This window comes from Actinoplanes rectilineatus, from assembly GCF_000962825.1.
Classification (GTDB): domain Bacteria; phylum Actinomycetota; class Actinomycetes; order Mycobacteriales; family Micromonosporaceae; genus Actinoplanes; species Actinoplanes rectilineatus.
The window spans coordinates 84,577-110,008 of the sequence record NZ_JZKF01000016.1; the positions used below are offsets into that span (position 1 = coordinate 84,577).

General features: G+C 71.7%; 21 protein-coding genes. 14 read left to right on the plus strand and 7 right to left on the minus strand.

What is annotated here, in order from left to right:
- The first annotated feature begins 16 nt into the window (after positions 1-16).
- Positions 17-1,630: an acetolactate synthase gene (locus WH85_RS14970; protein ID WP_045742462.1), complete on the plus strand. Its 1,614-nt coding sequence runs from the start codon at positions 17-19 to the stop codon at positions 1,628-1,630.
- A gap of 15 nt (positions 1,631-1,645) precedes the next feature.
- Here the strand turns inward: WH85_RS14970 and WH85_RS14975 are convergent, their stop codons facing one another.
- The 3 genes from WH85_RS14975 to WH85_RS14985 are packed head-to-tail and all read right to left on the minus strand — an operon-like array spanning position 1,646 to position 2,748.
- Positions 1,646-1,981, minus strand: a complete 336-nt coding sequence (locus tag WH85_RS14975) for a PLD nuclease N-terminal domain-containing protein (RefSeq protein WP_045742463.1) — start codon at positions 1,979-1,981, stop codon at positions 1,646-1,648.
- A gap of 39 nt (positions 1,982-2,020) precedes the next feature.
- Positions 2,021-2,368, minus strand: a complete 348-nt coding sequence (locus WH85_RS14980; protein WP_045742464.1) for a DUF202 domain-containing protein — start codon at positions 2,366-2,368, stop codon at positions 2,021-2,023.
- Positions 2,365-2,748 (minus strand): YidH family protein, encoded by a 384-nt coding sequence (locus WH85_RS14985; protein ID WP_045742465.1) that lies wholly within the window; start codon positions 2,746-2,748, stop codon positions 2,365-2,367. The genes WH85_RS14980 and WH85_RS14985 overlap by 4 nt, the downstream gene beginning before the upstream one ends.
- A 411-nt stretch (positions 2,749-3,159) precedes the next feature.
- Between WH85_RS14985 and WH85_RS14990 the strand changes: the two genes are divergently transcribed.
- The 12 genes from WH85_RS14990 (at position 3,160) to gatB (ending at position 18,127) form a co-directional block, all read left to right on the plus strand.
- A complete protein-coding gene (locus tag WH85_RS14990; RefSeq protein WP_045742466.1) occupies positions 3,160-3,936 on the plus strand; it encodes an electron transfer flavoprotein subunit beta/FixA family protein in 777 nt (258 codons plus the stop codon).
- Positions 3,937-3,957: 21 nt separating this feature from the next.
- Entirely contained in the window at positions 3,958-4,908 is a 951-nt protein-coding gene (locus WH85_RS14995; RefSeq protein ID WP_045742467.1) for an electron transfer flavoprotein subunit alpha/FixB family protein, read from the plus strand.
- A gap of 285 nt (positions 4,909-5,193) precedes the next feature.
- Entirely contained in the window at positions 5,194-6,369 is a 1,176-nt protein-coding gene (locus WH85_RS15000) for a cysteine desulfurase family protein (RefSeq protein WP_045742468.1), read from the plus strand.
- Between the two features lie 9 nt (positions 6,370-6,378).
- Positions 6,379-7,467 (plus strand): tRNA 2-thiouridine(34) synthase MnmA, encoded by a 1,089-nt coding sequence (gene mnmA, locus WH85_RS15005; RefSeq protein WP_045742469.1) that lies wholly within the window; start codon positions 6,379-6,381, stop codon positions 7,465-7,467.
- The gene (locus WH85_RS15010) at positions 7,460-8,455 is read left to right on the plus strand and encodes a uroporphyrinogen decarboxylase/cobalamine-independent methonine synthase family protein (RefSeq protein WP_045742470.1); all 996 of its coding nucleotides are present in this window, start codon (positions 7,460-7,462) and stop codon (positions 8,453-8,455) included. Before mnmA ends, WH85_RS15010 begins: the two co-directional genes overlap by 8 nt.
- Before the next feature lie 63 nt (positions 8,456-8,518).
- Entirely contained in the window at positions 8,519-10,624 is a 2,106-nt protein-coding gene (gene ligA, locus WH85_RS15015) for an NAD-dependent DNA ligase LigA (RefSeq protein ID WP_045742471.1), read from the plus strand.
- A 126-nt stretch (positions 10,625-10,750) separates the two neighbouring features.
- Positions 10,751-12,826 carry a putative bifunctional diguanylate cyclase/phosphodiesterase gene (locus WH85_RS15020; protein ID WP_083449012.1) on the plus strand — a complete coding sequence of 692 codons (2,076 nt, stop codon included), beginning with the start codon at positions 10,751-10,753 and terminating at the stop codon, positions 12,824-12,826.
- A complete protein-coding gene (gene gatC, locus WH85_RS15025) occupies positions 12,799-13,098 on the plus strand; it encodes an Asp-tRNA(Asn)/Glu-tRNA(Gln) amidotransferase subunit GatC (RefSeq protein WP_045742472.1) in 300 nt (99 codons plus the stop codon). The genes WH85_RS15020 and gatC overlap by 28 nt, the downstream gene beginning before the upstream one ends.
- A gap of 2 nt (positions 13,099-13,100) precedes the next feature.
- Entirely contained in the window at positions 13,101-14,564 is a 1,464-nt protein-coding gene (gatA, locus tag WH85_RS15030; RefSeq protein WP_045742473.1) for an Asp-tRNA(Asn)/Glu-tRNA(Gln) amidotransferase subunit GatA, read from the plus strand.
- A gap of 17 nt (positions 14,565-14,581) precedes the next feature.
- Positions 14,582-15,919 (plus strand): AAA family ATPase, encoded by a 1,338-nt coding sequence (locus tag WH85_RS15035; protein WP_052720467.1) that lies wholly within the window; start codon positions 14,582-14,584, stop codon positions 15,917-15,919.
- Complete coding sequence (locus tag WH85_RS15040; protein WP_045742474.1) at positions 15,919-16,566, plus strand: DUF4276 family protein; 648 nt, start codon at positions 15,919-15,921, stop codon at positions 16,564-16,566. The genes WH85_RS15035 and WH85_RS15040 overlap by 1 nt, the downstream gene beginning before the upstream one ends.
- A 79-nt stretch (positions 16,567-16,645) precedes the next feature.
- Positions 16,646-18,127, plus strand: a complete 1,482-nt coding sequence (gene gatB / locus WH85_RS15045) for an Asp-tRNA(Asn)/Glu-tRNA(Gln) amidotransferase subunit GatB (protein WP_425394645.1) — start codon at positions 16,646-16,648, stop codon at positions 18,125-18,127.
- A 60-nt stretch (positions 18,128-18,187) separates the two neighbouring features.
- On the opposite strand, the gene WH85_RS15050 is transcribed toward gatB, so the two are convergent.
- From WH85_RS15050 to WH85_RS52910, 3 genes are read right to left on the minus strand one after another with little or no spacing between them, the layout of a single operon-like run.
- Complete coding sequence (locus WH85_RS15050; protein WP_052720468.1) at positions 18,188-19,804, minus strand: metallophosphoesterase family protein; 1,617 nt, start codon at positions 19,802-19,804, stop codon at positions 18,188-18,190.
- A 48-nt stretch (positions 19,805-19,852) separates the two neighbouring features.
- A complete protein-coding gene (locus tag WH85_RS15055; RefSeq protein ID WP_083449013.1) occupies positions 19,853-21,097 on the minus strand; it encodes a PQQ-dependent sugar dehydrogenase in 1,245 nt (414 codons plus the stop codon).
- The gene (locus tag WH85_RS52910; protein ID WP_045742476.1) at positions 21,094-21,480 is read right to left on the minus strand and encodes a PH domain-containing protein; all 387 of its coding nucleotides are present in this window, start codon (positions 21,478-21,480) and stop codon (positions 21,094-21,096) included. The genes WH85_RS15055 and WH85_RS52910 overlap by 4 nt, the downstream gene beginning before the upstream one ends.
- 161 nt (positions 21,481-21,641) lie before the next feature.
- On the opposite strand from WH85_RS52910, the gene WH85_RS15065 reads away from it, so the two are divergent.
- Positions 21,642-24,134: a putative bifunctional diguanylate cyclase/phosphodiesterase gene (locus WH85_RS15065; RefSeq protein ID WP_245673942.1), complete on the plus strand. Its 2,493-nt coding sequence runs from the start codon at positions 21,642-21,644 to the stop codon at positions 24,132-24,134.
- Here the strand turns inward: WH85_RS15065 and WH85_RS15070 are convergent.
- A complete protein-coding gene (locus WH85_RS15070) occupies positions 24,131-25,144 on the minus strand; it encodes a LacI family DNA-binding transcriptional regulator (RefSeq protein ID WP_045742478.1) in 1,014 nt (337 codons plus the stop codon). The two genes, WH85_RS15065 and WH85_RS15070, sit on opposite strands and share 4 nt — an antisense overlap.
- Positions 25,145-25,432 lie beyond the last annotated feature (288 nt).

Below are 25,432 nucleotides of genomic sequence, written 5' to 3' on the forward strand. Positions count from 1 at the left end.
ACGGCGAGGAGCGGTGATGATCGAAGGGCACGGCGGGGAGCTGGCACTCGCGGCGTTGCGGGCGCACGGTGTCACCGAGATGTTCACGCTGTCCGGCGGTCACGTGTTCCCGCTCTACGCGGCCGCGCACGAGTCCGGCTTCGGCCTGTACGACGTGCGCCACGAGCAGTCCGCGGTCTTCGCCGCCGAGGCGGTCGCCAAGCTGCAGCGCCGTCCCGGTCTCGCGGTGCTCACGGCCGGGCCGGGCGTGACCAACGGCATCTCCGGCCTGACCAGCGCCCACTTCAACGGTTCGCCGGTCCTGGTGCTGGCCGGCCGGGCGCCCGGGTTCCGCTGGGGCGCGGGCAGCCTGCAGGAACTCGACCACGTCCCGCTGGTCGCCCCGGTCACCCGGTACGCCGCCACGGTCACCGCCACCGCGTCGATCCCGGGGGAGATCGCGGCGGCGCTCACCGTGGCCCGGACGCCGCACCGCGGCCCGGTCTTCCTCGACCTGCCCCTCGAAGTGATCTTCTCCACGGCGCAGGCGGCCCCGCCGGGCGAACCGGCGGTCCCGGTGCTGGAGGCCGACCCGGACGAGGTGGCCAGGGCCGCGAAACTGCTCGCCACCGCGGCCCGCCCGGTGATCGTCGCCGGGTCGGACGTGTGGGCCGGGGACGCCGTCGCCGAGTTGCGGGCCGCCGCCGAGACGCTGCGGGCGCCGGTGTTCACCAACGGGATGGGCCGGGGAGCCCTGCCGCCCGGTCATCCCCTGGCGTTCTCCCGGGCCCGTAAGGCCGCCCTGAGCGCCGCCGACGTGGTCGCGGTGATCGGCACGCCGCTCGACTTCCGGCTCGGTTTCGGCGAGTTCGGCGACGCCGCCGTGGTGCACGTGGTGGACGCCCCGTCGCAGCGGGCCGCGCACGTCGAACCCGCCGTCTCGCCCGCCGGTGACCTGCGCCGGATCCTGGCCGCGTTCGCCGGCTACACCGGGGCGCGGGCCTCGCACGAGGACTGGCTGGCCGGGCTGCGGTCGGCTGAGGACGCCGGGCGGGCCCGCGACGCCGAGGAGATGACGGCCGCGTCGGATCCGGTCAGACCCGCCCGCGTGTACGGGGAACTGCGCCGGATCCTCGAACCGGAGGCGGTGACGATCGGCGACGGCGGGGATTTCGTCTCGTACGCCGGCCGGTACCTGGAACCGGCCCGGCCGGGGACGTGGCTGGACCCGGGGCCGTTCGGCTGTCTCGGCACCGGCATGGGTTACGCGATGGGGGCCCGGGTGACGTTCCCGGACCGGCAGATCTGTGTGCTGCTGGGCGACGGGGCGGCCGGGTTCTCGCTGATGGACGTGGAGTCCCTGGTCCGGCAGAACCTGCCGGTGGTGATCGTGGTCGGCAACAACGGTGTCTGGGGTCTGGAGAAGCACCCGATGCGGGCGATGTACGGCTACGACGTCGCCGCCGACCTGCAGCCGGGGTTGCGGTACGACGCGGTGGTCCGCGCCCTCGGCGGGGCCGGCGAGACCGTGGACCGGGCGAGCGGTATCGCCCCCGCGCTGCGCCGGGCCTTCGACGCCGGGGTGCCCTATCTGGTGAACGTGCTCACCGACCCGGCCGACGCCTATCCGCGCAGTGCGAACCTCGCCTGACCGGCAGGGCGGGCACTAGGGCTGCTGCTGCTCGTCGTCGCGGTTCAGCTCGCGTTCCCACTGGCTGAGCGACTCGCCGTCGCGCCGCGACTTGTCGACGTCCATCGAGCGCAGGAAGTCCGGGTCGTCGTCCGGGGAGGCGGGGCGTGGAGCACGTCGTGGAGTGCTGCGGGTGACCGGGCGGCCCCAGGCGAGGTAGGCGATCGGCCCGGCGATCGGGATGAGCAGGATCACCACGATCCAGAGCGCGCGCGGCAGGTTCCGGACGCGGTCCGCGGCGAGGCCACTGATGAGGGCCAGAATGAGCAGGACGAGCGCCGCCGCTGCCAGAAGGATGAACAACCGGACCATGCTCGCAATGATGCCCCGCGTATGCCATCCCGGCGACGATCAGAGCATGACAACCCATCCGCTGAGGACCGCGAGGGCCACCGTGATCGTCGCGTAGGCGGTGATCGAGCGGGGCGCGACGGCCGGAAACCTGTCCCGCAGGCCTCGCGCGCGGTGCAGCGAGAGGCCCGCCATCGCCGTCCAGCCGAGCATGGCGAGGGCGGTGACCAGCCATTGTGCCGGTCCGGCGCCGGGGTCGAAGGCGGGCCGGACGGCGAGCAGGGCGACCGCCGCGGCGGACAGGGTGGTGCGCCGCCAGGCGAGGCGGGTGCGTTCCGGTGAGGCGCCCGGATCCCGCGGCTCGGCCGGGCAGGCGCCGGGGTCGTGGGCGTGTTCCGCGCAGCTCATGTGACCTGGATGAGCACCGCGGCGATCAGGGCCACCGCCCCGAGTGCGACGACGATCGCCAGCACGGCGGGGAACCGGGAGCGGGGCAGCGCGGTGCCGAGCCGCATGGCCCGTTCGGTGCGTGCCCAGTGGTCCACGGCCCGTAGCGCCACGAGACCGCCGAGCACCAGCAGCAGGATCGCGATGATCTCGCGGAGGTAGGCGACCGGGAGCGGCGGCAGGAACTGGGCGCAGGCCAGCCCGCCGGCGATCAGGGCCAGCCCGGTGCGGATCCAGGCGAGGAACGTGCGTTCGTTGGCCAGCGAGAACCGGTAGTCGGGGGTGCGCCCCGTCGCGGAGCGGGGATCCCGGTCGAACCACAGCGAAAGGCCACCTGACACGTGGCCGATTATTGACCTGCCGGGTCGAGAATGCCGTGCCAGAGGATGCGGACTTCGTCACTGACGCAGCCTTCGCGCAGATGGCCGCACCGGCACCACGGCGAGTCCGGGGCGACGCGGCCGTGGGTCTGCGGCTCGGCGTGTTCCGGGCGTGGTGGAGTATGGGACGCGGGCGGCGTCCACCCGTCCACCAGCGTTACGTTTTGGCCGGACATGTCGTGACACCCCCTCATTGCCCACTGTAGCGATCCCGATCGCCTCACGGGTGAGGTGTGTCACTCTGGGTGGCCGGCAACACTGAAGCTACTGGCGGGTAACCTTGCCGCAATGTGAAACGGCCGGGCAGGCTTCGGGCGGGCGGCAGGGCCGACTGCAACGGTGCGTTCAATTCAGGAGGGTCGTAGGAGCGCGATGAACATCGTCGTACTGGTGAAGCAGGTACCCGACTCCGGTGCCGAGCGCACCCTGAGCGCGAGCGACAACACGATCGAACGCGGCTCGGGCAACGTCATCAACGAGATGGACGAATACGCCATCGAGGAAGCCCTGAAGATCAAGGAAGCGCACGGCGGCGAGGTGACCGTGCTGACGGTCGGCCCGGCCGGCGCGACCGACTCGATCCGCAAAGCCCTGTCCATGGGCCCCGACAAGGCCGTCCACGTGCAGGACGACGCGCTGCACGGCTCGTGCGCCGTGGCCACCTCCAAGGTGCTCGCCGCCGCTCTGGGCACGCTCGACGCCGACCTGATCCTGTGCGGCGCCGAGTCCACCGACGGCCGGGTCCAGGTGGTCCCGCACATGCTGGCCGAGCGTCTCGGTGTGGCCGCCCTCACCGGCGCCCGCAAGCTCACCGTGGACGGCACCCAGCTGACCATCGAGCGGCAGACCGACGAGGGCTACGAGGTGCTCACCGCCTCCACCCCGGCGATCGTCAGCGTCTGGGACACCATCAACGAGCCGCGGTACCCGTCCTTCAAGGGCATCATGGCCGCCAAGAAGAAGCCGGTGCAGAGCCTCGCCCTGGGCGACCTGGGCGTCTCCGCCGACGAGGTGGGCTTCGCCGGTGCCTCCAGCAGCGTCGTCGAGTTCGCCAAGCGGCCGCCGCGCGCCGGTGGCGCCAAGATCGTCGATGAGGGCACGGCCGGCGAGCAACTCGTCGCGTACCTCGCCACCGAGAAGTTCGTCTGAGCCGGGACAGGGGAGAGAGACATGGCTGAGGTACTGGTCGTCGTCGAGGCCTCGGAGGCCACCGGCGTCAAGAAGGTCACGCTCGAGATGCTGACCATCGCCCGCGGACTCGGCACGCCGAGCGCCGTGGTGTTCGGCGACGTCGCGGCGGTGAGCGAGAAGCTCGCCGAGTACGGCGCCGAGAAGATCTACGCCGCGTCCGGTGAGGACGTGCAGAACTACCTGGTCGCCCCCAAGGCCACCGTGGTCGCCGAGCTGGTGAAGTCGGTGTCGCCGGCCGCCGTGCTGCTCGCCTCCACCCAGGAGGGCAAGGAGATCGCCGGCCGCCTGGCGATCAAGCTGGACAACGGCCTGCTCACCGACGCGGTCGCGGTCGAGGCCGACGGCACCGCCACCCAGGTGGTCTTCGCCGGCTCCACGATCGTCAAGTCCAAGGTCACCCGCGGCCTGCCGATCGTCACCATCCGCCCGAACTCGGTCACCCCCGAGGTCGCCCCGGCCACCCCGGCCGTCGAGGAGCTGACCGTCGCGGTCAGCGACGCCGACAAGCTGACCCGGGTCGTCGAGCGGGTCGCCGAGAAGAAGGGCTCCCGCCCCGAGCTCACCGAGGCGTCGATCGTCGTCTCCGGTGGCCGCGGCGTCGCCTCCGCGGAGAACTTCGCGCTGGTCGAGGAGCTGGCCGACCTGCTCGGCGGTGCGGTCGGCGCGTCCCGTGCGGCGGTCGACTCCGGTTTCTACCCGCACCAGTTCCAGGTGGGCCAGACCGGCAAGACGGTGTCGCCGCAGCTCTACATCGCGCTGGGCATCTCCGGTGCGATCCAGCACCGGGCCGGCATGCAGACCTCGAAGACGATCGTCGCCGTCAACAAGGACGCCGAGGCTCCGATCTTCGAGCTGGCCGACTACGGCGTCGTGGGCGACCTCAACAAGGTCGTCCCGCAGGCCGCCGACGAGATCCGCAAGCGTAAGTAGAACCACCATCTGAAGACGGCCCGGCGGCTTTCCGCCGGGCCTTTTTCAGGGGTACGCCCAAAGTCCCCCACCCCGGAAGCAGGAGCCGGGTTCCGGGGTTGATTTCGGGCGCAACCACTCACGCAGGCCACCCGGTGGCCTGAGCGTTGTGGACGCGCCAGCGGCCAGCGAAGTCCGCCGGGTCCTCGGCGGGAGCGACGGTCTGTACCGCCCACCCCGCTACGACATGATCTTGATTTGATCCGTTGAATTGATCTCCGGAACCTGAGCCTAAGCTGGGGAACGATGGCGTATTTGGATCACGCGGCGACCACGCCGATGCTTCCCGCCGCGCTCGACGCCTATGTCGCCGCGGCGCGGGAGGTCGGCAATCCGTCGTCGCTGCATGCGGCCGGGCGTAACGCGCGCCGGCTGGTCGAGGAGTCGCGGGAGCGGGTCGCGGCGGCGCTCGGGGCCCGGCCCAGCGAGGTGGTGTTCACCAGCGGCGGCACCGAGAGCGACAACCTGGCCGTCAAGGGCGTCTTCTGGGCGCGCCGGACCGCCGGGCCGGAGCGGACCGCGGTGGCCTCCTCGTCGGTCGAGCATCACGCGGTGCTCGACGCGGTCGACTGGCTGGGCGCGCACGAGGGCGCCGAGGTGGTCTCGCTGGACGTGGACGGCAGTGGGCGGGTGACGCCGGAGACACTGGCCGCGGTGCTCGGCGAGCGTGCCGACCGGCTCGCGGTGATCAGCGTGCAGTGGGCCAACAACGAGGTCGGCACGGTGCAGCCGATCGCCGAGCTGGCCCGGCTGGCGGCGGCCGCGGGTGTGCCCTTCCACACGGACGCGGTGCAGGCGGTCGGTCAGGTGCCGGTCGACTTCGCGGCGAGCGGCGCCTCGGCGCTGACACTGACCGGCCACAAGGTGGGCGGCCCGGTCGGGGTGGGCGCGCTGCTGCTGGGCCGGGACGTGCCGTGCACGCCGTTGCTGCACGGCGGCGGCCAGGAACGCGACGTGCGTTCCGGGACGCTGGACACGGCCGGTGTGGTGGCGTTCGCGACAGCGGTGGAGTCCGCGGTGAAGACCCGCGCGGAATACGCCGCCCGCGTCGCCGCCCTGCGTGACGTCCTGGTGGCCGGGGTTCGTGAGGCCGTCCCGGATGTGATCTACAACGGTGCCGAGGGCGACCGGCTGCCGGGGAACGCGCACTTCTCCTTCCCCGGCTGCGAGGGCGACGCGCTGCTGATGCTCCTGGACGCGCAGGGGGTGTACTGCTCGACCGGTTCGGCCTGTTCGGCAGGGGTGGCCCAGCCCAGCCACGTGCTGTTGGCGATGGGTGCCGACGACGCCCGGGCCCGCTCGTCGCTGCGTTTCACCCTGGGACACGACAGCGTCGAGGCGGACGTGGACGCGCTGTTGGCAGTGCTGCCGGGGGCGGTCGAGCGGGCCCGCCGGGCAGGGGCGTGGAAGACACCCAGATAGGCTTCGTCCATGCGAGTTCTTGCGGCCATGTCGGGTGGCGTCGATTCAGCGGTCGCCGCCGCGCGCGCCCGGGAGGCCGGGCACGACGTCACCGGCGTCCACCTGGCGCTGTCGCGCAACCCTCAGACGTTCCGCACCGGCGCCCGCGGTTGTTGCACCCTGGAGGATTCCCGGGACGCACGCCGCGCCGCCGATGTGATCGGCATCCCGTTCTACGTGTGGGACATGGCCGAGGAGTTCCATGCGAGCGTCGTCGACGATTTCGTCGGGGAGTATGCCGCGGGGCGCACGCCGAACCCGTGCCTGCGCTGCAACGAGAAGATCAAGTTCGAGGCGGTGCTGGACCGGGCGATCGCCCTGGGCTTCGACGCGGTGGTGACCGGCCACCACGCGCGGCTGGGCGCCGACGGTCTGCTGCGCCGCAGCGTCGACCTGGCCAAGGACCAGTCGTATGTGCTGGCCGTGCTGACCCGTGAGCAGCTTGACCGGGCGATGTTCCCGCTCGGCGACTGGACCAAGGAGCGGGTCCGGGCCGAGGCGGCGTCCCGTGGTCTGGCGGTGGCGGACAAACCCGACTCGCACGACATCTGTTTCATCGCCGACGGTGACACGCGTGGCTTCCTGGAGAGCCGGCTCGGCAGCGCGCCGGGCGACATCGTCGACGGGCGCACCGGGGAGACGCTCGGCACGCACAACGGGGCTTACGGTTTCACCGTGGGTCAGCGCAAGGGGCTGGACCTGCGGGTCCCGGCCGCAGACGGCCGTCCGCGCTACGTTCTGTCGATCACTCCGGTGACGAACACGGTGACTGTCGGGCCGCGCGAGGATCTCGAGGTCGACACGGTGACGGCGACTCGGCCGATTCAAATGAATTTTTCGGAGATGTCGGATATTCAGGTGCAGCTGCGGGCGCACGGGGATGTCGTCGACGCCGACGTGTCGATCTCCGACGGCCTGGTGACCGCCCGGCTGAAGAGCCCGGCCCGCGGCGTCGCCGCCGGTCAGGCCATCGTCGCCTACCAGCCTGACCCGGACGGCGACATCGTGCTCGGCTCGGCCACCATCGCGGCCGGCACCCGGGCGTCCGCCCATGCCTGACTTCCCGTGGGAGGCCGGCGTCGCCACCGGCATCGGCTCGCTGCCCGGCACCGACATCGCCGAGGCCCAGCGGATCGTCATCGGTGAGCTGCCCGGCCTGCCGCACCTGCCCGAGCTCCCGGCCCGGGGCCCGGGCGCGGACATCATCGGCCGCGGCGCCGGGTTCCTGGTCGAGATGCCGGTGCAGCTCTACACCGGCCGCTGGCAGATCGCGTCCCGCCCCGGCAAGGACATGCGCCGCACCGCCGACCTGCTCGAACGCGACCTGGACCAGCTCACCCAGCAGGCCGACGGCTACACCGGCCCGCTGAAGATCCAGGCGGCCGGCCCGTGGACCCTGGCGTCGAGCCTCGAACTGCCGATCGGCGGCCGGATGCTGCGTGATCCGGGCGCGGTGCGGGACCTGACCGACTCGCTCGCCGAGGGTCTGCGCCGGCACGTCGCCGAGGTGCGCAAACGGGTGCCGGGCGCGACGGTCCTGCTCCAGCTGGACGAGCCGTCGCTGCCGACCGTGCTGGCCGGTCGGGTGCCGACCGAGAGCGGGCTGTCGGCCTACCGGGAGGTGGACGGCCCGGACGCCGCGACCGGCCTGCGGACCGTGGTGGAGGCCGTCGGTGTGCCGGTGGTGCTGCACTGCTGCGCGCCCGGACTGCCGCTGCAGGTGGTGCGGGACGCCCGTGCGACCGCGGTCGCCCTCGACCTGTCGCTGCTCACCGATCTGGACCCGCTCGGCGAGGCGATCGAGGCCGGGCTGGCGATCTTCGCGGGGGCGGCGCCGACCACCCCGGCCGCCGGTGGCCGGATCACGTCGAAACAGATCGCCGACCGGGTCCAGACCCTCTGGCAGCGGCTGGGCTTCCCGGCCGCGCTGCTGCCCCGGCAGGTGGTGATCACGCCGGCCTGCGGTCTGGCGGGGGCCTCTCCGTCGTACGCGCGGGATGTTCTGAAGGCCTGCTCCGAGGCCGGACGGCGTATCGCCGAGGTGTGACCCCCGTTCTGTCGGTGGGGGCGACTACCGTGCCTTCTTAGGTTTCAGTCTCAGGAGGTTCCGGTGTCCGACGCTGTCAAGGACCCCACGTCACAGGCCAGTGCCCGGCACGCGGAGCTGGCCGACGAGGTTCGCGGGCATCAATATCGCTACTACGTGCTCGACGCCCCGACGGTGTCCGACGCCGATTTCGACGTGATGCTGCGCGAGCTCGAGGCGCTGGAGACCGAGTTCCCGGCGCTGCGCACCCCCGACTCCCCGACGCAGAACGTGGGCGGGTCGTTCTCCACCCTGTTCACCCCGGTGGAGCACGCCGAGCGGATGATGTCGCTCGACAACGTCTTCGACGAGGGCGAGCTGGCCGCCTGGGCCGAGCGCACGATCCGCGACGCCGGCGGCCCGGTCCCGTTCCTCTGCGAGCTCAAGGTCGACGGCCTGGCCATCAACCTGACCTACGAGAAGGGCCGGCTGGTGCGCGGCGCGACCCGCGGCGACGGGCGCACCGGGGAGGACGTCACGCCCAACGTGCGGACCATCCGCGAGATCCCGGAGCGGCTGACCGGCGACGACGTGCCCGAGCTGCTCGAGGTGCGCGGCGAGATCTACTTCCCGGGCGAGGCGTTCGCCGGCCTCAACGCGACCCTGGTCGAGCAGGGGAAGGCGCCGTTCGCCAACCCGCGCAACGCGGCCGCCGGCAGCCTCCGGCAGAAGGACCCGCGGATCACCGCGTCCCGGGGCCTGCGCATGGTGGTGCACGGCATCGGGGCGCGCGAGGGGTTCACCCCGGCCTCGCAGTCGCACGCCTACGAGGCGCTGCGGGCCTGGGGCCTGCCGACGAGCACCCGGTGGCGGCTGGTCGACGATCTGGCCGGGGTGCGGGAGTTCATCGCGTTCTACGCGGAGAACCGGCACTCGGTCGAGCACGAGATCGACGGCGTGGTGGTCAAGGTCGACGCGGTGGCGATCCAGGGCCGGCTGGGGTCGACGAGCCGGGCACCCCGATGGGCCATCGCCTACAAATACCCGCCCGAGGAGGTCAACACCAAGCTCCTCGACATCGCGGTGAATGTGGGACGCACCGGCCGGGTCACGCCGTATGCGGTGCTCGAGCCGGTCAAGGTGGCCGGTTCGACGGTGGCGCAGGCGACCCTGCACAACGCCCAGGAGGTGGTCCGCAAGGGCGTCCTGATCGGCGACACGGTGGTGCTGCGCAAGGCCGGTGACGTGATCCCGGAGGTGCTCGGCCCGGTGATGGAGCTGCGGCCGGCCGACGCCCGGGCGTTCGTGATGCCGACCGAGTGCCCGGCCTGCGGCACGCCGCTCGCGCCGGCCAAGGAGAGCGACGTCGACATCCGCTGTCCGAACACCCGGTCGTGCCCGTCGCAGCTGCGGGAGCGGGTCTTCCACCTGGCCTCGCGCAACGGGCTGGACATCGAGGTGCTCGGCTGGAAGGCCGCCCAGGCGCTGCTCGACGCGCACATCGTCACCGACGAGGGCGACATCTTCGCCCTGACCGAGGACGACCTGCGGCGCTCGCCGTTCTTCGTCAACCAGGACGGCAGCCTCGGCACCAACGCGACCAAACTGCTGGAGAACCTGGCCGGCGTGCGGGAACGCCCGCTCTGGCGGGTGCTGGTGTCGCTCTCCATCCGGCACGTCGGGCCGACCGCGGCGCAGGCGCTGGCCCGCGAGTTCGGTTCGATGGCCGCGATCGAGGAGATCGTCTCCCAGCCGGTCGCCGCGGTGGACCCGTTGGCGGAGGTGGACGGGGTCGGGCCGACGATCGCCGCGAGCCTGCGCGAGTGGTTCACCGTCGACTGGCACCGCGAGATCGTCCGCAAGTGGCGCGAGGCCGGGGTGCGGATGGCCGACGAGCGGGTGGACACCGGGCCGCGCCCGCTGGAGGGCCTGACCGTCGTGGTGACCGGCACGCTGGCCGGTCACACCCGCGACCAGGCCGCCGAGGCGATCACCTCGCGGGGCGGCAAGGTGACCGGTTCGGTGTCGAAGAAGACCGGGTTCGTGGTGGTCGGCGACAACCCCGGCAGTAAATACGACAAGGCCCTGTCGCTGAAGGTGCCGGTGCTCGACGAGGCCGGGTTCGCGGTCCTGTTGGCGGACGGTCCGGAGGCGGCCCGCGCGGTCGCCGAGGTGGACACTACCGGGTGAAATAGAGGCGAATGCGCAGCGTGGGGCTATTGCCGGTTTAATTAGCAGGTAGTCGGTTTCGCGTACAACGCGCCATATGGATCTATGGTGTATTCGATCGGTGATCGAGGCCATCGTGGAGGTCACATGGATGCCGCTTGCCCGCGGATGGCCGGACCGCGACTCCGGCGCACGATGATCGTCACGTCGGTCGCCGTCCTCGGCGCCGACCTGCTGCTCTGGGCCGCCCACAGCGCGTCGTTCGCCGGGCTGCCCACCGCCTTCTGGGCGATGGCGGCACTCGCGCTCGTCGTGGACGCCCGGCCCTACGTGGTGCCCGGCCGGCGGGCCAGCGCCGTCATCCTGCCGTCGATCTGCTTCACCTTCGCCATCCTGCTGGCCTGGGGACCGGCCCCGGCGCTGGTCGTCCAGCTGGCGGCGGTGGCGGTGGCGGGCGTACGCATGCGGCAACCCCAGCGCCGCACCCTGCACCTCGCCCTCCAGCACACCGTGGCGCTCGGTGCGGCGGCCGCCGTGGCCGGGCTCGCCTCACTGCGCCTGGGACCCGGCCCGGACTGGCGCGACGCGGCCCTGACCTGCGCCGCGGCCGCCGCCTGGATCGCCGCCCGGTACGCGGTGGCCGCCCTGGTCCGCCGCTGGACCACCGACGGGCGCCCCCGGCCGCACCGCCGGCGCGGCCACGCGGACCTGCTGGCCACCGCCGCCCTGCTGCTGCTCGGGCCGGTGGTGCTGGTCGCCGCGCGGGTCAGCCCGGCCCTGCTGCCGCTCGCCCTGCTCGCGCTGCACGCCGTGCACCGGACGGTGCGCTGGGCCGGCGAATCCGAACGTGCCGCCCGCTTCGACGCCCTCACCGGGCTGCCCAACCGCCGGGCGTTGCAGACCGCCACCGCCGACCCCGGCACCGACCGGCGCCGCGCCCTGCTCCTGCTCGACCTGGACCGGTTCCGCACGGTCAACGACGCGCTCGGCCACGGTGCCGGCGACCGCCTGCTGACCCGGGTCGCCGACCGGCTGACCGACGTCGTCCCCGACCACGACCTGGTGGTCCGGCTCGGCGGTGACGAGTTCGCGGTGCTCGCCACCCGGGTCGACGGCCCGTCCTCGGCCCGCGGCATCGCCCAGCACCTGGCCGAGGCGCTGAGCCGCCCGTTCCCGCTGGACGGCACCACCGTCGAGCTGAGCGCCTCGATCGGGATCGCCCTGCAGTCCGGCCGCCGCGACGGCAGCACCCTGCTGCGCGAGGCGGAGGCCGCGATGTACGAGGCGAAACAGCGCGGCGACCAGATCGCGGTGCACGGGCCGGACGCCACCCACCACGCGCCGGACCGTCTCGCCCTGCTCGCCGACCTGCGCAGCACGCTGCGGCAGGACCCGCCCGGCGACGGGATAGTGCTCTACTACCAGCCGCAGATCGCCATCGCGACCGGCGAGGTGGTGGGCGTCGAGGCGCTGCTGCGCTGGCGGCACCCGCGCCGCGGCCTGGTCGGGCCCGCGGAGCTGCTGCGGGTGGCCGAGCCGACGCCGGTGATGCGCCTGCTCACCGCCCGGGTGCTGGAGGAGGTGATCGGCCAGCTCGCCCGGTGGCGCGAACAGGGCCGGCCGCTGCGGGCGGCCGTCAACGTCAGCGCCCGCGACCTGCACGCCGGGGACATCGCCGACCGGGTGGGCGCGCTCCTGCACCGCTACGGGGTCCCCGCCGACCTGCTCCAACTGGAGATCACCGAGTCGGCGCTGATGGCCGACCCGCACCGGGTCCTCGCGACGGTGACCCGGCTGCACCGGATGGGGGTGGCGATCTCGCTCGACGACTTCGGCACCGGCTATTCGTCCCTGCAGCACCTGCGCCGCCTGCCGCTGTCCGAGGTGAAGATCGACCGCTCGTTCGTCCTCGGGATGACCACCGCGCACGGGGACGCCGCGATCGTCCGTTCGGTGATCGACCTGGCCGAGGCGCTCGGACTGCGGGCCGTCGCCGAGGGTGTGGAGGACGAGGCGAGCTGGCTGATGCTCGCCGCGTTCGGCTGCCACGCCGCCCAGGGCTGGTTCCACGCCCGCCCGATGCCCGCCGCCGCGTTGACGGACTGGGTGAACCGGTACCGCCCGATCCGGCCGAGGAATCGGGGCGAAATAGAATCTCGGCTTACGTGTATTCCGTCAAGCAACGAGGGGGCAGGATGGCCGCCATCTCCCGCGAAGAGGTAGCGCACCTGGCGCGCCTGTCGCGGCTCGCCGTGACCGAAGAGGAACTCGATCGATTTGCGGGGCAGTTCGACGTGATCCTGCAGTCGGTCGCCCGGGTCGGTGAGGTGGCCGCGGACGGCATCCCGCCGACCTCCCACTCCGTTCCGCTGACCAACGTGTACCGCGAGGACGTTCCCACTCCGAGCCTGACGCAGGAGGCGGCCCTCTCCGGGGCGCCCGACGCGTACGAGGGCCGGTTCCGGGTGCCGCGCATCCTGGACGAGGAGGAGTGACTGTGACCGACCTGACCAGGCTGAACGCCGCGTCGCTGGCCGACCTGATCGCGACGAAGCAGGTGTCGGCCGTCGAGGTGGCGACCGCGCACCTGGACCGGATCGCGGCCGTGGACGACCGGGTGCACGCGTTCCTGCACGTCTCCCGCGCCGAGGCGCTGGCCGCGGCGGAGCGGGTCGACAGGGGCGAGGTCACCGGTCCGCTGGCCGGTGTGCCGATCGCGGTGAAGGACGTGGTGGCCACCGAGGGCATCCCGACCACCGCCGCCTCCAAGATCCTCGAGGGGTGGAAGCCGCCCTACGACGCGACGATCGTGGCGCGCCTCAAGGCCGCCGGCATGCCGATCCTGGGCAAGACCAACATGGACGAGTTCGCGATGGGCTCGTCGACCGAATACTCGGCCTACGGCCCGACCAAGAACCCGTGGGACCTCGGTCGCATCCCGGGCGGCTCCGGTGGTGGCTCGTCCGCCGCCATCGCCGCCTACGAGGCGCCGCTGGCCATCGGCACCGACACCGGCGGCTCGATCCGTCAGCCCGGCGCGGTCACCGGCACGGTCGGCGCCAAGCCGACCTACGGCGGCACGTCCCGCTACGGCCTGATCGCGTTCTCCTCGTCGCTGGACACCCCCGGGCCCTGCGCCCGGACGGTCGAGGACGCGGCCCTGCTGCACGCGGTCATCGCCGGCCACGACCCGCGCGACTCGACGTCGATCAACCAGTCCGTTCCGGACGTGGTCGCCGCCGCGCGGCTCGGCAAGAACGGGGACCTGACCGGCGTCAAGCTGGGCATCGTCAAGGAGTTCGCCGGTGACGGCTCCGAGCCCGGCGTGACCGCCGCGTTCCGGGAGTCGCTGGACGCCCTGGTCAAGCTGGGCGCCGAGATCGTCGAGGTGTCCTGCCCGCACTTCGAGTACGCCCTCCCGGCCTACTACCTGATCGCCCCCAGCGAGGCCTCCTCCAACCTGGCCCGCTTCGACGGCGTGCGGTACGGCCTGCGCACCGGCGACGACGGCAACCGCTCCCTCGAAGAGGTCATGTCCCTGACCCGCGACGAGGGCTTCGGCCCGGAGGTCAAGCGCCGGATCATCCTCGGCACGTACGCGCTCTCGTCGGGCTACTACGACGCGTACTACGGTCAGGCGCAGAAGGTCCGCACCCTGATCACCCGGGACTTCCAGTCCGCGTTCGAGCAGGTCGACGTCCTCGTCTCGCCGACCACCCCGTTCACGGCGTTCCCGTTCGGGTCGCGCACCAGCGACCCGTACCAGATGTACCTCGCCGACCTCTTCACCATCCCGACGAACCTGTACGGCGGGCCGGCCATCTCGGTCCCCTGCGGGCTCTCCGAGGGCCTGCCGGTCGGCTTCCAGATCATGGCCCCCACCATGGCCGACGACCGGATGTACCGGGTCGCCGCCGCGCTGGAGTCCGCCGTCGGCACGCTCACCCCGCCGGCGCTCTAGTCTCAGGAGGAACCGGAGTGCTCACTCGCATCGAGATCGACGGCTTCAAGACCTTCCGCGATTTCGCCCTGGACGTGCCGCCGTTCCTGGTGGTGCTGGGGCGCAACGGCGCCGGCAAGTCAAACCTGTTCGATGCGCTCCGGTTCCTCTCCCGGCTGGCCGGTCAGCCGGTCGCCGAGGCGGCCCAGCACGTCCGCGGTGACATCTCCGAGATCTTCCACCGCGACGCTGAGGGCCGCAGCGGTACGGAGATGCGGTTCGCGGTCGAGGTGCTGCTGGACGGCACGATCACCGACGCGTTCGGCGCGACCCGGGAGTTGAGCGTCGTTCGGGTCCGCTACGAGTTGGTCATCCAGCTTCGGCCGCAGTCGGTGGGCTCACGGCCATACGTGGTGCACGAATCCCTCCGGGCGGTGGACGGCGACTTCCGCTTCCTGGACACCGTAGGGCCGCCCGCGGCGCGACGATTCGAAATCCGGCACGAATCCCCCGATGCCCACAGCGTGGCCTTACCCGCGGCGAACGCGACGGCGACCGTTCTGTCGGTCATCGGGACGACGAGCGAGTCGGCGACGCTCTTCGCGCTGAAACGGGAACTGGAATCCTGGCGGAATCTGCACCTCGATCCTGCGGCACTACGACGACCGGACGGGTACGACGAACCCGACATTCTAGGCTCTGACGGTGCGCACCTACCCAATACATTGCACCGGATCGCGGGGTTGACGGCCACGCCGGATCGCCCGGACGGTGTCCTCGGCGACATCTCCGCGGATCTCGCCGGTGTCATCTCCGACGTCAGCGGCGTGCAGATCGACGAGGACGGCAGGAGGCGTCGCCGGGAGATCGAGTTTCGGGCCCGGGGCCGCGGCGAAGCCGTCTCTGCGCGGGTCGCCTCCGACGGCACCCTCCGGGCGGCGGCACTTCTCACCGCGGCCTACGACCCCGCTCATTCGGGGGTGCTGTGTTTTGAGGAACCGGAGAACGGCATCTACCCGCAGCGCTTGATCACGTTGATTCAGCGTCTTCGCGCGGTGGTCGACAGGGCTGTCCGGTCGCGCGACGAGGATCCCGTCGCACCGCTCACACAGGTGCTCCTCACCAGCCACTCGCCGGCGATCCTGCGAGCGCTGGGACCGGCTCAGGACGACGGGGTTCGGCCGGATGCGGTCTTCCTGACGACGGTGACACGAATTCTTCCAGGCCGGTCCCGCAGCAAGGTGACGCAACCGCGGCTCATCTCGGCCGGCCGCCGGCCCGCGTTGGCGGCTCAGGACGACCTGGATCCGAACCGGCGCCTGATCAGTCCCGCCGAGATCGCGGACTTCGAAGTACGCCAGGCGCTGGAGGCCTGATGCGGTTCCTGACATCGGCTCTGATCGCCGAGGGTTCCTCCGACGACCGGTTCCTGCCCTTCCTGCTGCGCCGTTCCCTGGAGGACGTCTGCGCGACGGACTTCGCCGACGATGTGGACGTCGACCAGGTCACGGTGCTCCGCCGTCGGCAACGCCCGCCCACCGTTCCGGAGATCATCGGTGTGGTCGAGGCGAACGCCGACACCTTCCACCTGGTCTTCGTTCACCGGGATCAGGACGGCAACACCGACCGGGTACGCCGTGAATGGCTCGACCCGCTCGCCGAGGCGTGGGGGACGTCCCGCCCCGAGAGATGGGTCCCGGTCGTCCCGGTCCGCAAGTCCGAGGCCTGGGTGCTCGCCGACGGGAATGCATTGCGGAGTGTGCTCGGGGTCCGATGGGCCGACGCCGATCTCGGGGTGCCCGGTCGCCCGAGGGACGTCGAGAGGATCGGCGAACCGAAGGAGCCGATCCGCCGGTTGGTCGATCGGCTGGGCCGCCCGATCGAGGACTTCTACGAGGAACTCGCCGAGGCGATCTCGCTGGACGTGCTCACGACCGTACCCTCGTTTCTGGCCGTTCGTGAATGCACGGTCAGGGCCATCGCCGACCTCGGCTATCGGCCGCGAAGGGGCCGGACCTCGTGACGAGACCCGAACGCATTTGTCAGGACCGGCCGATTAATCTAGGAATGTTGTCCCGCACGCCAAGCCGATGGAGCCGACGATGAGCTACGAGGATGTCCTCACCCGGTACGAGCCGGTGATCGGCCTGGAGACGCACGTCGAGCTGGGCACGAAGACCAAGATGTTCTGCGGGTGCAAGACCGACTTCGGTGCCGAGCCGAACACCCAGACCTGCCCGGTCTGTCTGGCCCTGCCCGGCGCCCTGCCGGTGATGAACCGCGCCGCGATCGAGGCGACCATCCAGATCGGCCTCGCGCTGAACTGCGACATCGCCGAGTGGTGCCGGATGGCCCGGAAGAACTACTTCTACCCGGACATGCCGAAGAACTTCCAGACGTCGCAGTACGACGAGCCGCTCTGCGTCGAGGGTTACGTCGATGTGACCGTGGACGGCAAGGAGTACCGCATCGGCATCGAGCGGGTGCACATCGAGGAGGACACCGGTAAGACGCTGCACGTCGGCGGCGCCACCGGTCGCATCCACGGTGCCACCGAGTCGCTCGTCGACTACAACCGGGCCGGCATCCCGCTGGTCGAGATCGTGACGAAGCCGGTTCCGGGGCTCGGCGCGCTCGCCCCGGAGGTCGCCAAGGCGTATGTGGCCGAGCTGCGGGACATCGTCCGTGCCCTCGGCGTCTCCGACGTGCGCATGGAGCAGGGTTCGATGCGCTGTGACGTGAACACGTCGCTGAACCTGCCGGGCGACGACTGGGGTACGCGGACCGAGACGAAGAACGTCAACTCGCTGCGGTCCGTGGAGCGTGCCGTCCGTTCCGAGATCATCCGCCAGGCCGGGATCCTCGACGACGGCGGCAAGATCTTCCAGGAGACCCGGCACTTCCAGGAGACCACCGGCGACACCCGTTCGGGACGGTCCAAGGAGACCGCCACCGACTACCGGTACTTCCCGGAGCCCGACCTGGTGCCGATCGCCGCGGACCCGGTGTGGGTGACCTCGCTGCGGGAGGCCCTGCCGGAGAAGCCCAGCGTCAAGCGGGCCCGGCTCCGCGAGGAGTGGGGCATCAGCGAGAGCGACATGCAGTCCGCGGCCAACGCGGGTGCCGTCGAGCTGATCGAGGAGACCATCGCGGCGGGCGCGTCGCCGGCCGGTGCGCGTAAGTGGTGGCTCGGTGAGCTGGCCCGGCGCTCCAACGAGCTGGGTGTCGAACTCTCCGAGGCCGGCGCGACGCCGGTCCAGGTGGCGGAGCTGCAGAAGCTGGTCGACGACGGCAAGCTGAACGACAAGCTGGCCCGTCAGGTCCTCGAGGGTGTCGTGGCCGGCGAGGGTGACCCGGCGGCCGTGATGGCGTCCCGCGGGCTCGAGGTGGTCAACGACACCGGTGCGCTCACGGCCGCGGTGGACGAGGCCATCGCCGCGAACCCGGACATCGCGGCGAAGATCCGCGACGGCAAGGTGGCGGCGGCGGGCGCGCTGGTCGGTGCGGTCATGAAGACCACGCGCGGCCAGGCGGATGCCAAGACCGTCCGCGACCTCATCCTGGAGCGTCTCGGCGCTTCCTGATCTCTGGTACGCCGCACCGCCCGTTCCCGTGGTTCTCCGTGGGGGCGGGCGGTGCTGTCGTCACTGGCTGGGCGCCACCGACGGGGTGGGCGCCGGTACCGGCTCGTCGTCCAGTCCGATCACGTTGCGCTGCATCGTGACGTTGGATTCGCCGGTGCCGCCGAGCTGGATGTCGTCGTACGCCTTCAGCTCGCGGTTCTCGTCGAAGTAGAGGACCGAGAGGGTCAGCGGTGTGGCCGCGTCGTTCTCCAGGCCTCGCAGTCCCGCCCCGCCGGTCGAGCCCTCGACCATGATCCGGGTGGTGACCGGGGTCAGGTCGGCGGAGGCCGCCGGTGACGGGGTGGGTGAGGCGGACGGGTCCGGTTCCGGCTCGGTGGGCGCGGGCAGCATGGTCACCGACCGCTGGTGTTTGTGTCCGGACAGGACCAGGGGGACCAGTCCGGAGAGGGGCTGGGCCATCGCCGGGTCGTGGACCAGGGCGATGTCCACCTTCTTGCCGGAGTCGCGGATCGTGGTGGCCAGTTTCTCCCCGGAGGCCTCGAGCACCTCGGGGCCGGCGTCGTCACCGGCCACGTTCGTCTCGCTCTTGTCCGGGGTGAACTGGGGGTCGCCGATGCCGGCGATGGTCAGGCCGTCCACTTCGGTCAGCCCGTCGTCCAGGACGATCGCGTTGCTCTGCCGGGCGACCGCCGCCTGGATCGCCGTCGAGTCGTGGTTGCCGCGGACGTAGATGTACGGCACCCCGATCGACGGGATCGACGCGACGTAGGAGGTCTCGGCGCTGCTGCCCCAGTCGACGATGTCGCCGGTGTCGATCACCGCGTCGATCTCGAAGGTCTCCACGACGGTCCGGATCAGGCCCCACGACGACGGGTTGAGGTGCAGGTCGGAGACGTGCAGCAGGCGGGTCGTGTTGCCGGCCGGCTCGTAGACGGGCAGCGCCGACATCGTCGCGTAGACGCGGCTGACGTTGCTGACGATCTGCTGGAGCTGCTCCGCGTACCGGCCGTAGTTGTCCGCGATGCGGCGGGCGTCACCGACCACCGCGGGCGCGTTGACGAGCAGACCCTCGTAGCGGGGCTCGCTGATCGCGTCGGGGCGGAGGGTGGCCGCCGCCAGGCCCAGGCTGCCGCCGGTCAGCACCAGCGCGGTGACGCCGGACGCCGCGGTCCGGCGCACGTCACGGAAGACGAACGCCGCGCAGAAGAGCGTGGTGGCCACGGCCAGGCCGGCCGCGCGCAGGCCGAGGCGGGACACCGCGTCGACGACCTCCTCGACGGCCCGGTCACCGGCCGAGGTGATGGTGGACGGGTTGTCGATCAGCGCCTCGGTGCGGCTCTGGTCCAGTGAGCCGAGCGCCACCTTGAGGTGCAGCGGCCCGCGGTGGCTGTCCAGGTGCAGGGAACCGAGCGGCGGAATGTCGATCTCGGTGCCGCCGTCGGCCGACGGCGTGATCGACATCTCGGCCTTGAACGGGCCGATGTTCAGGTCGGACTGGGCGAAGAGCATCACGCCGACCATCGAGCCGGTCACGCTGACCAGCCCGACGGCGACGGCGAGGCCGGCCCGGCGGGTCCAGCGGTTGCGCAGGCCGTGCCGGAGGAGGATCCGGGCCCGTCGGGAGAGGATCAGATAGCGGCGCCAGACGGGCACGGTGTCGACCGGTTCCTGAGTCATCGGGGGCTCACCTGCCCGAACGGATGTGGCGCGAAACAGTCATGGCCGTCAACTCCGGCCGGCGCCGCCGTCCGAGAAGACCAGCCGGATGATGCGGTCGTCCTCGGGGTCCGGTTCACCGGCGTCCTCCTGGTTGGAGGTGCTGACCCAGAGCGAGCCGTCCGGTGCGGCGACGAGCGCGCGCAGCCTGCCGTACTCGCCGGTGAGCAGCTCCTGCGGGCTGCCGAGCACCGTGCCGTTGCCGGTGACGTTCAGCAGGTAGACCTTCTTACCGAGCAGGCAGGCGGTGGCGACCATGCTCTCCAGGGTGGCCACGCCGCCGCACGACGACGCCTCGGCGGGCCAGGAGACCAACGGGTTGACGAACCTGGTGTCGGTGCCGGAGCCGTCCACCGTGGGCCAACCGTGGTTGCCGCCCTTCTTCACCACGTTCAGCTCGCTGAAACGCGGCTGGCCGCGGTCGGTCGCGTACAACGTGCCCTGGGCGTCCCAGGCCAGGCCCTGCACGTTGCGGTGACCGGACGACCAGACCGGGGAGGTCTTGACCGGGTTGCCGGCGGCGGGCCTGCCGGCCGTGGTGATCCGCAGGATCTTGCCGCCCAGGCTCTTCGCGTTGCCGGCCTGGGTGCCGGTGGGGGTGCCGTCGCCGGTGCCGACGTAGAGGAAACCGTCCGGTCCGAAGGCGAGCGCCCCGCCGTTCTGGTCGGCGGAGTGCGGGATGCCGGTGAGGATCGGCTGCAGGGCGCCGCCGATCACCAGTTTGCCGACCCGGTTGTCGCGTTCGGTGGAGTAGTAGACGTAGACGGTCTTGTCGTCGACGTAACCGGGCGAGACGGCGATGCCGAGCAGGCCGCCGTCGCCGGACGCCTTGACCTCGTCGAGGCGCTGCAACTCGGTCACGGTGAGACCGTTGGCGTCGGACTCCGGCCCGACCTTCAGGATGCGGGCGGTGTCGCGTTCGGTGACCACGGCCGACCCGTCGGGCAGGAACCCCATGCCCCACGGCACCTCGAGGCTCTTGGCCATCACGGTGATCGCGACCTCACGGTCGTCGCCGGACGACCCGGCGGTCGGCGCGACCGACGGGCGTGGCAGGTTGGGCGGGGATCCGGCCTGGTCCGGGCCGGGCGGCCCGAAACTGCACCCTGCTGTCAGCGCCAGCACGGCACCGGCTGTCGCGACCGCGCCACGGCCCCGGCGGAAACGCACGACCAGACCACCCCCTCGTTCACTGCGGACCAGGGTAGCCAAGAGATCTGGGTGTTCCGGTGGAGAAACGGCCACGCTGATCATTGATCGGTGCTGGGCCGGTCCTCGATCCGGTGGCCACCGGCGGCCAGCACCATCGGCAGGTTGTCCCGGGTGACACCGGTCAGCCGGATCATGTTGCCGTTGTCGAGCAGGGCGGAGACCCGGCCGCGCTCGTCCGGGGCGAGCTCGGCGACCCGGGTCCACGGCACCCGGCTGCCACCGATCAGGGCGCGGACCCGCAGCCCGTCGGGGTAGACGTCGGTGCCGGCGCGCCAGGCCCAGAGGAGCACGACGACCGGGATCAGCAGCACCGGCGTCAGCGCCCGCGAGGAACCGGCCAGGGGGACCGCGCTGACCACCGCGATCAGCGCCGCCAGCAGGACGGCTCCGGATTTGCGGACACGGAGGACGGGACGAGTGCTCACCTGCCTATTCTCCCACCCGAGGTCGCAGGCGGTGGAACAGGCCCGCGACCTCGGGTTGACCGCTGTCACTGGATGTCCGACGATCCGTGTACCGGCCGTAACCCGGCGCGGGGAACCTCGTTGACCGGGCAATCGGGTCTCGTAGAGCAGAGGACATCGCCGTGCCTCGGATCGCCGCCTGCCTCGCCGCCGCCGCGGTGCTGCTCGCGGGAGCGTGCGGCCTGATGAGCCCGCCGATGGCGCTGGCGCTCGCGGTCGGCGGCACGGCGCTGTGGACCGCATCCCGGCTGGGCGGGTTCGCCGCGGCGGGCACCCTGTTCGCCGCCGTCGCCGCCTCGGTCCCCTGGTGGGACCGGCCGCTGCCGCTGTTCTGGCTCACCGTCGCGCTCACCCTGGCCACCGCCTGTTCGGTGGTCGGCGTGTCGCTGCTGCCCGGCGCCACCCCGAGCTGGCAGGTCCGGATCCGGCGCGCCTTCGACGGGGTGGGCCTGGCGGTGAGCATCGGCTTCGCGCTGTACCTGCTGCCCGGCACGGCGAACGCCGCCGCCCCGGCGATGCTGATCGCGGCCGGCGGCGCCTGCATGGTCGTCGTGATCGTCCTGCGGGCCGACCCGCGGACCCGGTCCGCGTTGTGGACCGGCGGCGGCGCCGCACTGGTCCTGGTCTCTCTCGGCGCTCTGGCCGAGCTGATGGCCGCTGGTGCCGGTGCGCGTGTCCTGCCGCTGGCCGGCCTGCCGATGGTGGCCGGGATGGCCGTCCTGCGGACCGCGGACGGAGCGGCCGTTCAGCGGCGCGAACCCCGGCACCCGGACCAGTACCTGGCGAGTTACCCGCTGCTGGCCGCGCCCGCCGCCGTCGGCGTGCTCGCCGCGCTCTGGCACCTGCTCACCGTCCGCGACTTCAACAACGAGGCGGTCGTCTTCGGCCTCGTCATGGTCAGCGTGCTGACCGTCCGCGAGATGCTCGTGGTCCGCGACATCCGCCGGTACGCGAGCCGCCTGCGTGTGGCCGAGGCGCACTTCCGTTCGCTGGTCGCCGGTGCCACCGATCTCACCCTGGTCCTCGACGAGCAGCTGACCGTCCGCTGGCAGTCGCCGGCCGCCGCCCGCCTGTTCGGTCTGCGCGACGAGGAGGTGATCGGCCGTGAGTTCGCCGACCTGATCCACCCGGAGGACGTCGCCGACGCCCGGGCGGTGATCTGTTCGGTGCTGGCCGGCGAACACGAGGGCGGCCCGCCGGTGCTGCTCAGCGCCAAGATCCGGGACGGCGCGAAGCTGTGGCGCGACACCGAGTCGACGATCTCCGACCAGCGGGACGTCCCCGAGGTGGGTGCGCTGGTGGTGCACGTCCGGGACGTCGGCGAACGGGTCCACCTGGAACGGGCGCTGCACCGGCTGTCGTTCATCGACCAGCTGACCGGCCTGGCGAACCGGCCGGCCCTGATGCGGGACCTGCTCGAACGGCGCCGCCGTCCGGGCCGGCCCGGCACGCTGCTGGTGATCGACCTGCACGGGCTGGCCGAGGTCAACGACACCCACGGGCGCGAGGTCGGCGACGCGGTCCTGATCGAGGTGAGCCGGCGGATCCGCGGCCTGGTCGGCGGCGAGGACGTGCCGGCCCGGCTGGCCGGGGACGAGTTCGCGGTGCTGACCGGCGAATCGGCGGTTCCGGCGTACGCGCTGGCCACCCGGATCGTCGCGGCCCTCGGCGAGCCCTGCCGGCTGCCCGGCGCCGCGGTGATCCTGCACACCAGCGTGGGCCTGGCCGAACTGTCCGGCGGCGCCGACTCCGACGAGGTGCTCCGGCACGCCGACCTGGCCCGGCAGCGGGCCCGCCAGATCGGCCGGGACCGCGTCGAGTGGTACGACACCGACGTCGAGATCCAGTTGCACCGCCGGATGGAGCTGGAACATCAGCTGCTCGGCGCGGCCGCCCGCGGCGAACTGGACCTGGCGTTCCAGCCGGTGACCGGGCTGCGCGACGGCCGCCCGGCGGGCGTCGAGGCGCTGCTGCGCTGGCGGCACCCGCAGCTGGGCACGATCCTGCCGGGCGAGCTGCTGCCGATCGCCTCGTCGCTGGGGATCACCGCGGAACTGGACGAGTGGGTGCTGGACGAGGCCTGCCGGCATCTGGCCGGCTGGTCCGGTGACGACGACTTCTGGCTGTCGGTGAACGTGGGACCGCGCGAGTTGCTGACCGCGAGGTTCCCGGAACGGGTCGCGGAGACCCTCAAGCAGTACCGGATCCGGCCGGAGCGCCTGGTCGTCGAGGTGGCCGAGACGTGGATCGCGGAGGACGTGCCGGCCATCGTGGCGGCCCTCAGCGGCTTGGGCAAACTCGGCGTCCGGGCCGCCCTGGACGACTTCGGCGCCGGCCAGACGTCGCTGTCGCACCTGCGCCGGCTGCCGGTGGACATGCTGAAGCTGAGCCCGGCCCTGCTCGCCGAGCAGGCCGAGGGCAGCCCGGCGGTCCTGGACGTGGTGGTCAGCCTCGGCCGCAGGCTCGGTCTGGAGATCGTCGCCAAGGGGCTGGAGACATCCGAACAGAAGGACCGTGCGCTGGCCGCCGGTTGCGCGTACGGCCAGGGGAACGTGCTGGGCCGCCCGGCACCCGCCGAACGCATGGAGGCCTATCTCGAGAGCCACCGGACCTAACGGGGCGGTGCGGTGCTCCCGCGCGGTGTCAGGTGCACCCGGGCCGCCTCGACGTCGCCGACCTGGTCGCCGTCGATGGATTTGAGCAGCTCGCGGGCCGCCTGCGCACCGTACGCCGAGATGTCCCGGCTGAGCGCGGTGAGCGGCGGGTGCACCAGGCTGCACAGCGGCGAGTCGTCCCAGGCCACGATCGACAGGTCGCCCGGCACGGACAGGCCCATCTCCTGCGCGACGGCGAGACCGGCGACCGCCATCACGTCGTTGTCGTAGATGATCGCCGTCGGCCGGTCGCCGCCGATCAGCAGCCGCCGGGTCGCGCGGCTGCCCTCCTCGCCGGTGTAGTCGGCCGGGATGGTGATCGCGCTGTCCAGTCCGAGCGAGGCGCACACCTCGGCGAACGCCGTGGTCCGGACCTGGGTGTGCAGCAGATCGGGCACGCCGCTGACCCGGGCGATCCGGTGGTGTCCGAGAGCGACCAGGTAGCGGACCGCCTCGGTGATCGCGCCGGCGTCGTCGGACCAGATCTGCGCCAGCGAGCCGGTGTCGCCGGGGCCGCCGATCACCACGGCCGGGAGCTGGAGTTGTTGCAGCACCGGGATGCGGACGTCGTTCTCCCGGATGTCGGTGACGATCACGCCGTCGATGCGGCGCTCACCCCACCAGCGGCGGTAGACCTCCACCTCCTGCTCGGGGGTGGCCACCACCTGCAGCGTGAGCGCGTAGGACCGGGCGCCCAGCTCGGCCTCGAAGCCGCTGATCAGGCCCATGAACCAGGGCTCGATGCCGAGGATCCGGGCCGGGCGGCAGATGGTCAGGCCGACGGCGCGGGCCCGGGCGCCGGAGAGGGCGCGGGCGGCACTGTTGGCGTTGAAGCCGATCTCCTGGGCGATGGCGAGGATCCGCTTGCGGGTCGCCTCGGAGACGCCGGGCTGGCCGTTGAGCGCATAGGAGACCGCGCCTTTCGACACGCCCGCCCGCCGCGCGATGTCGGCGATCGTGGGCCGCTTCACTCGATCTCCTCTGTGACCACTGCCGCCGAGCTTATCGGTCGCGGGAAGTCCTTCGGCGACGGAATCAGGGACTTGATCGGTTAAGTGTTACGCCACTGATCGCCGCGTGTAAACGCTTCACCGGTAAGTCTTTTTCGTCCCGAACGACCCGACGGGAATTCCCGGGTATCGACCCGCTTCGACCATGCCTCAGGGTGACAGTGGCTTATCCGGTTCAGTGCACACGGCGCCGACGTCGGTGCTGCTTCGTCGCGTACCCGATGAAGAGCCCCCGCAGGCACTCGAGCG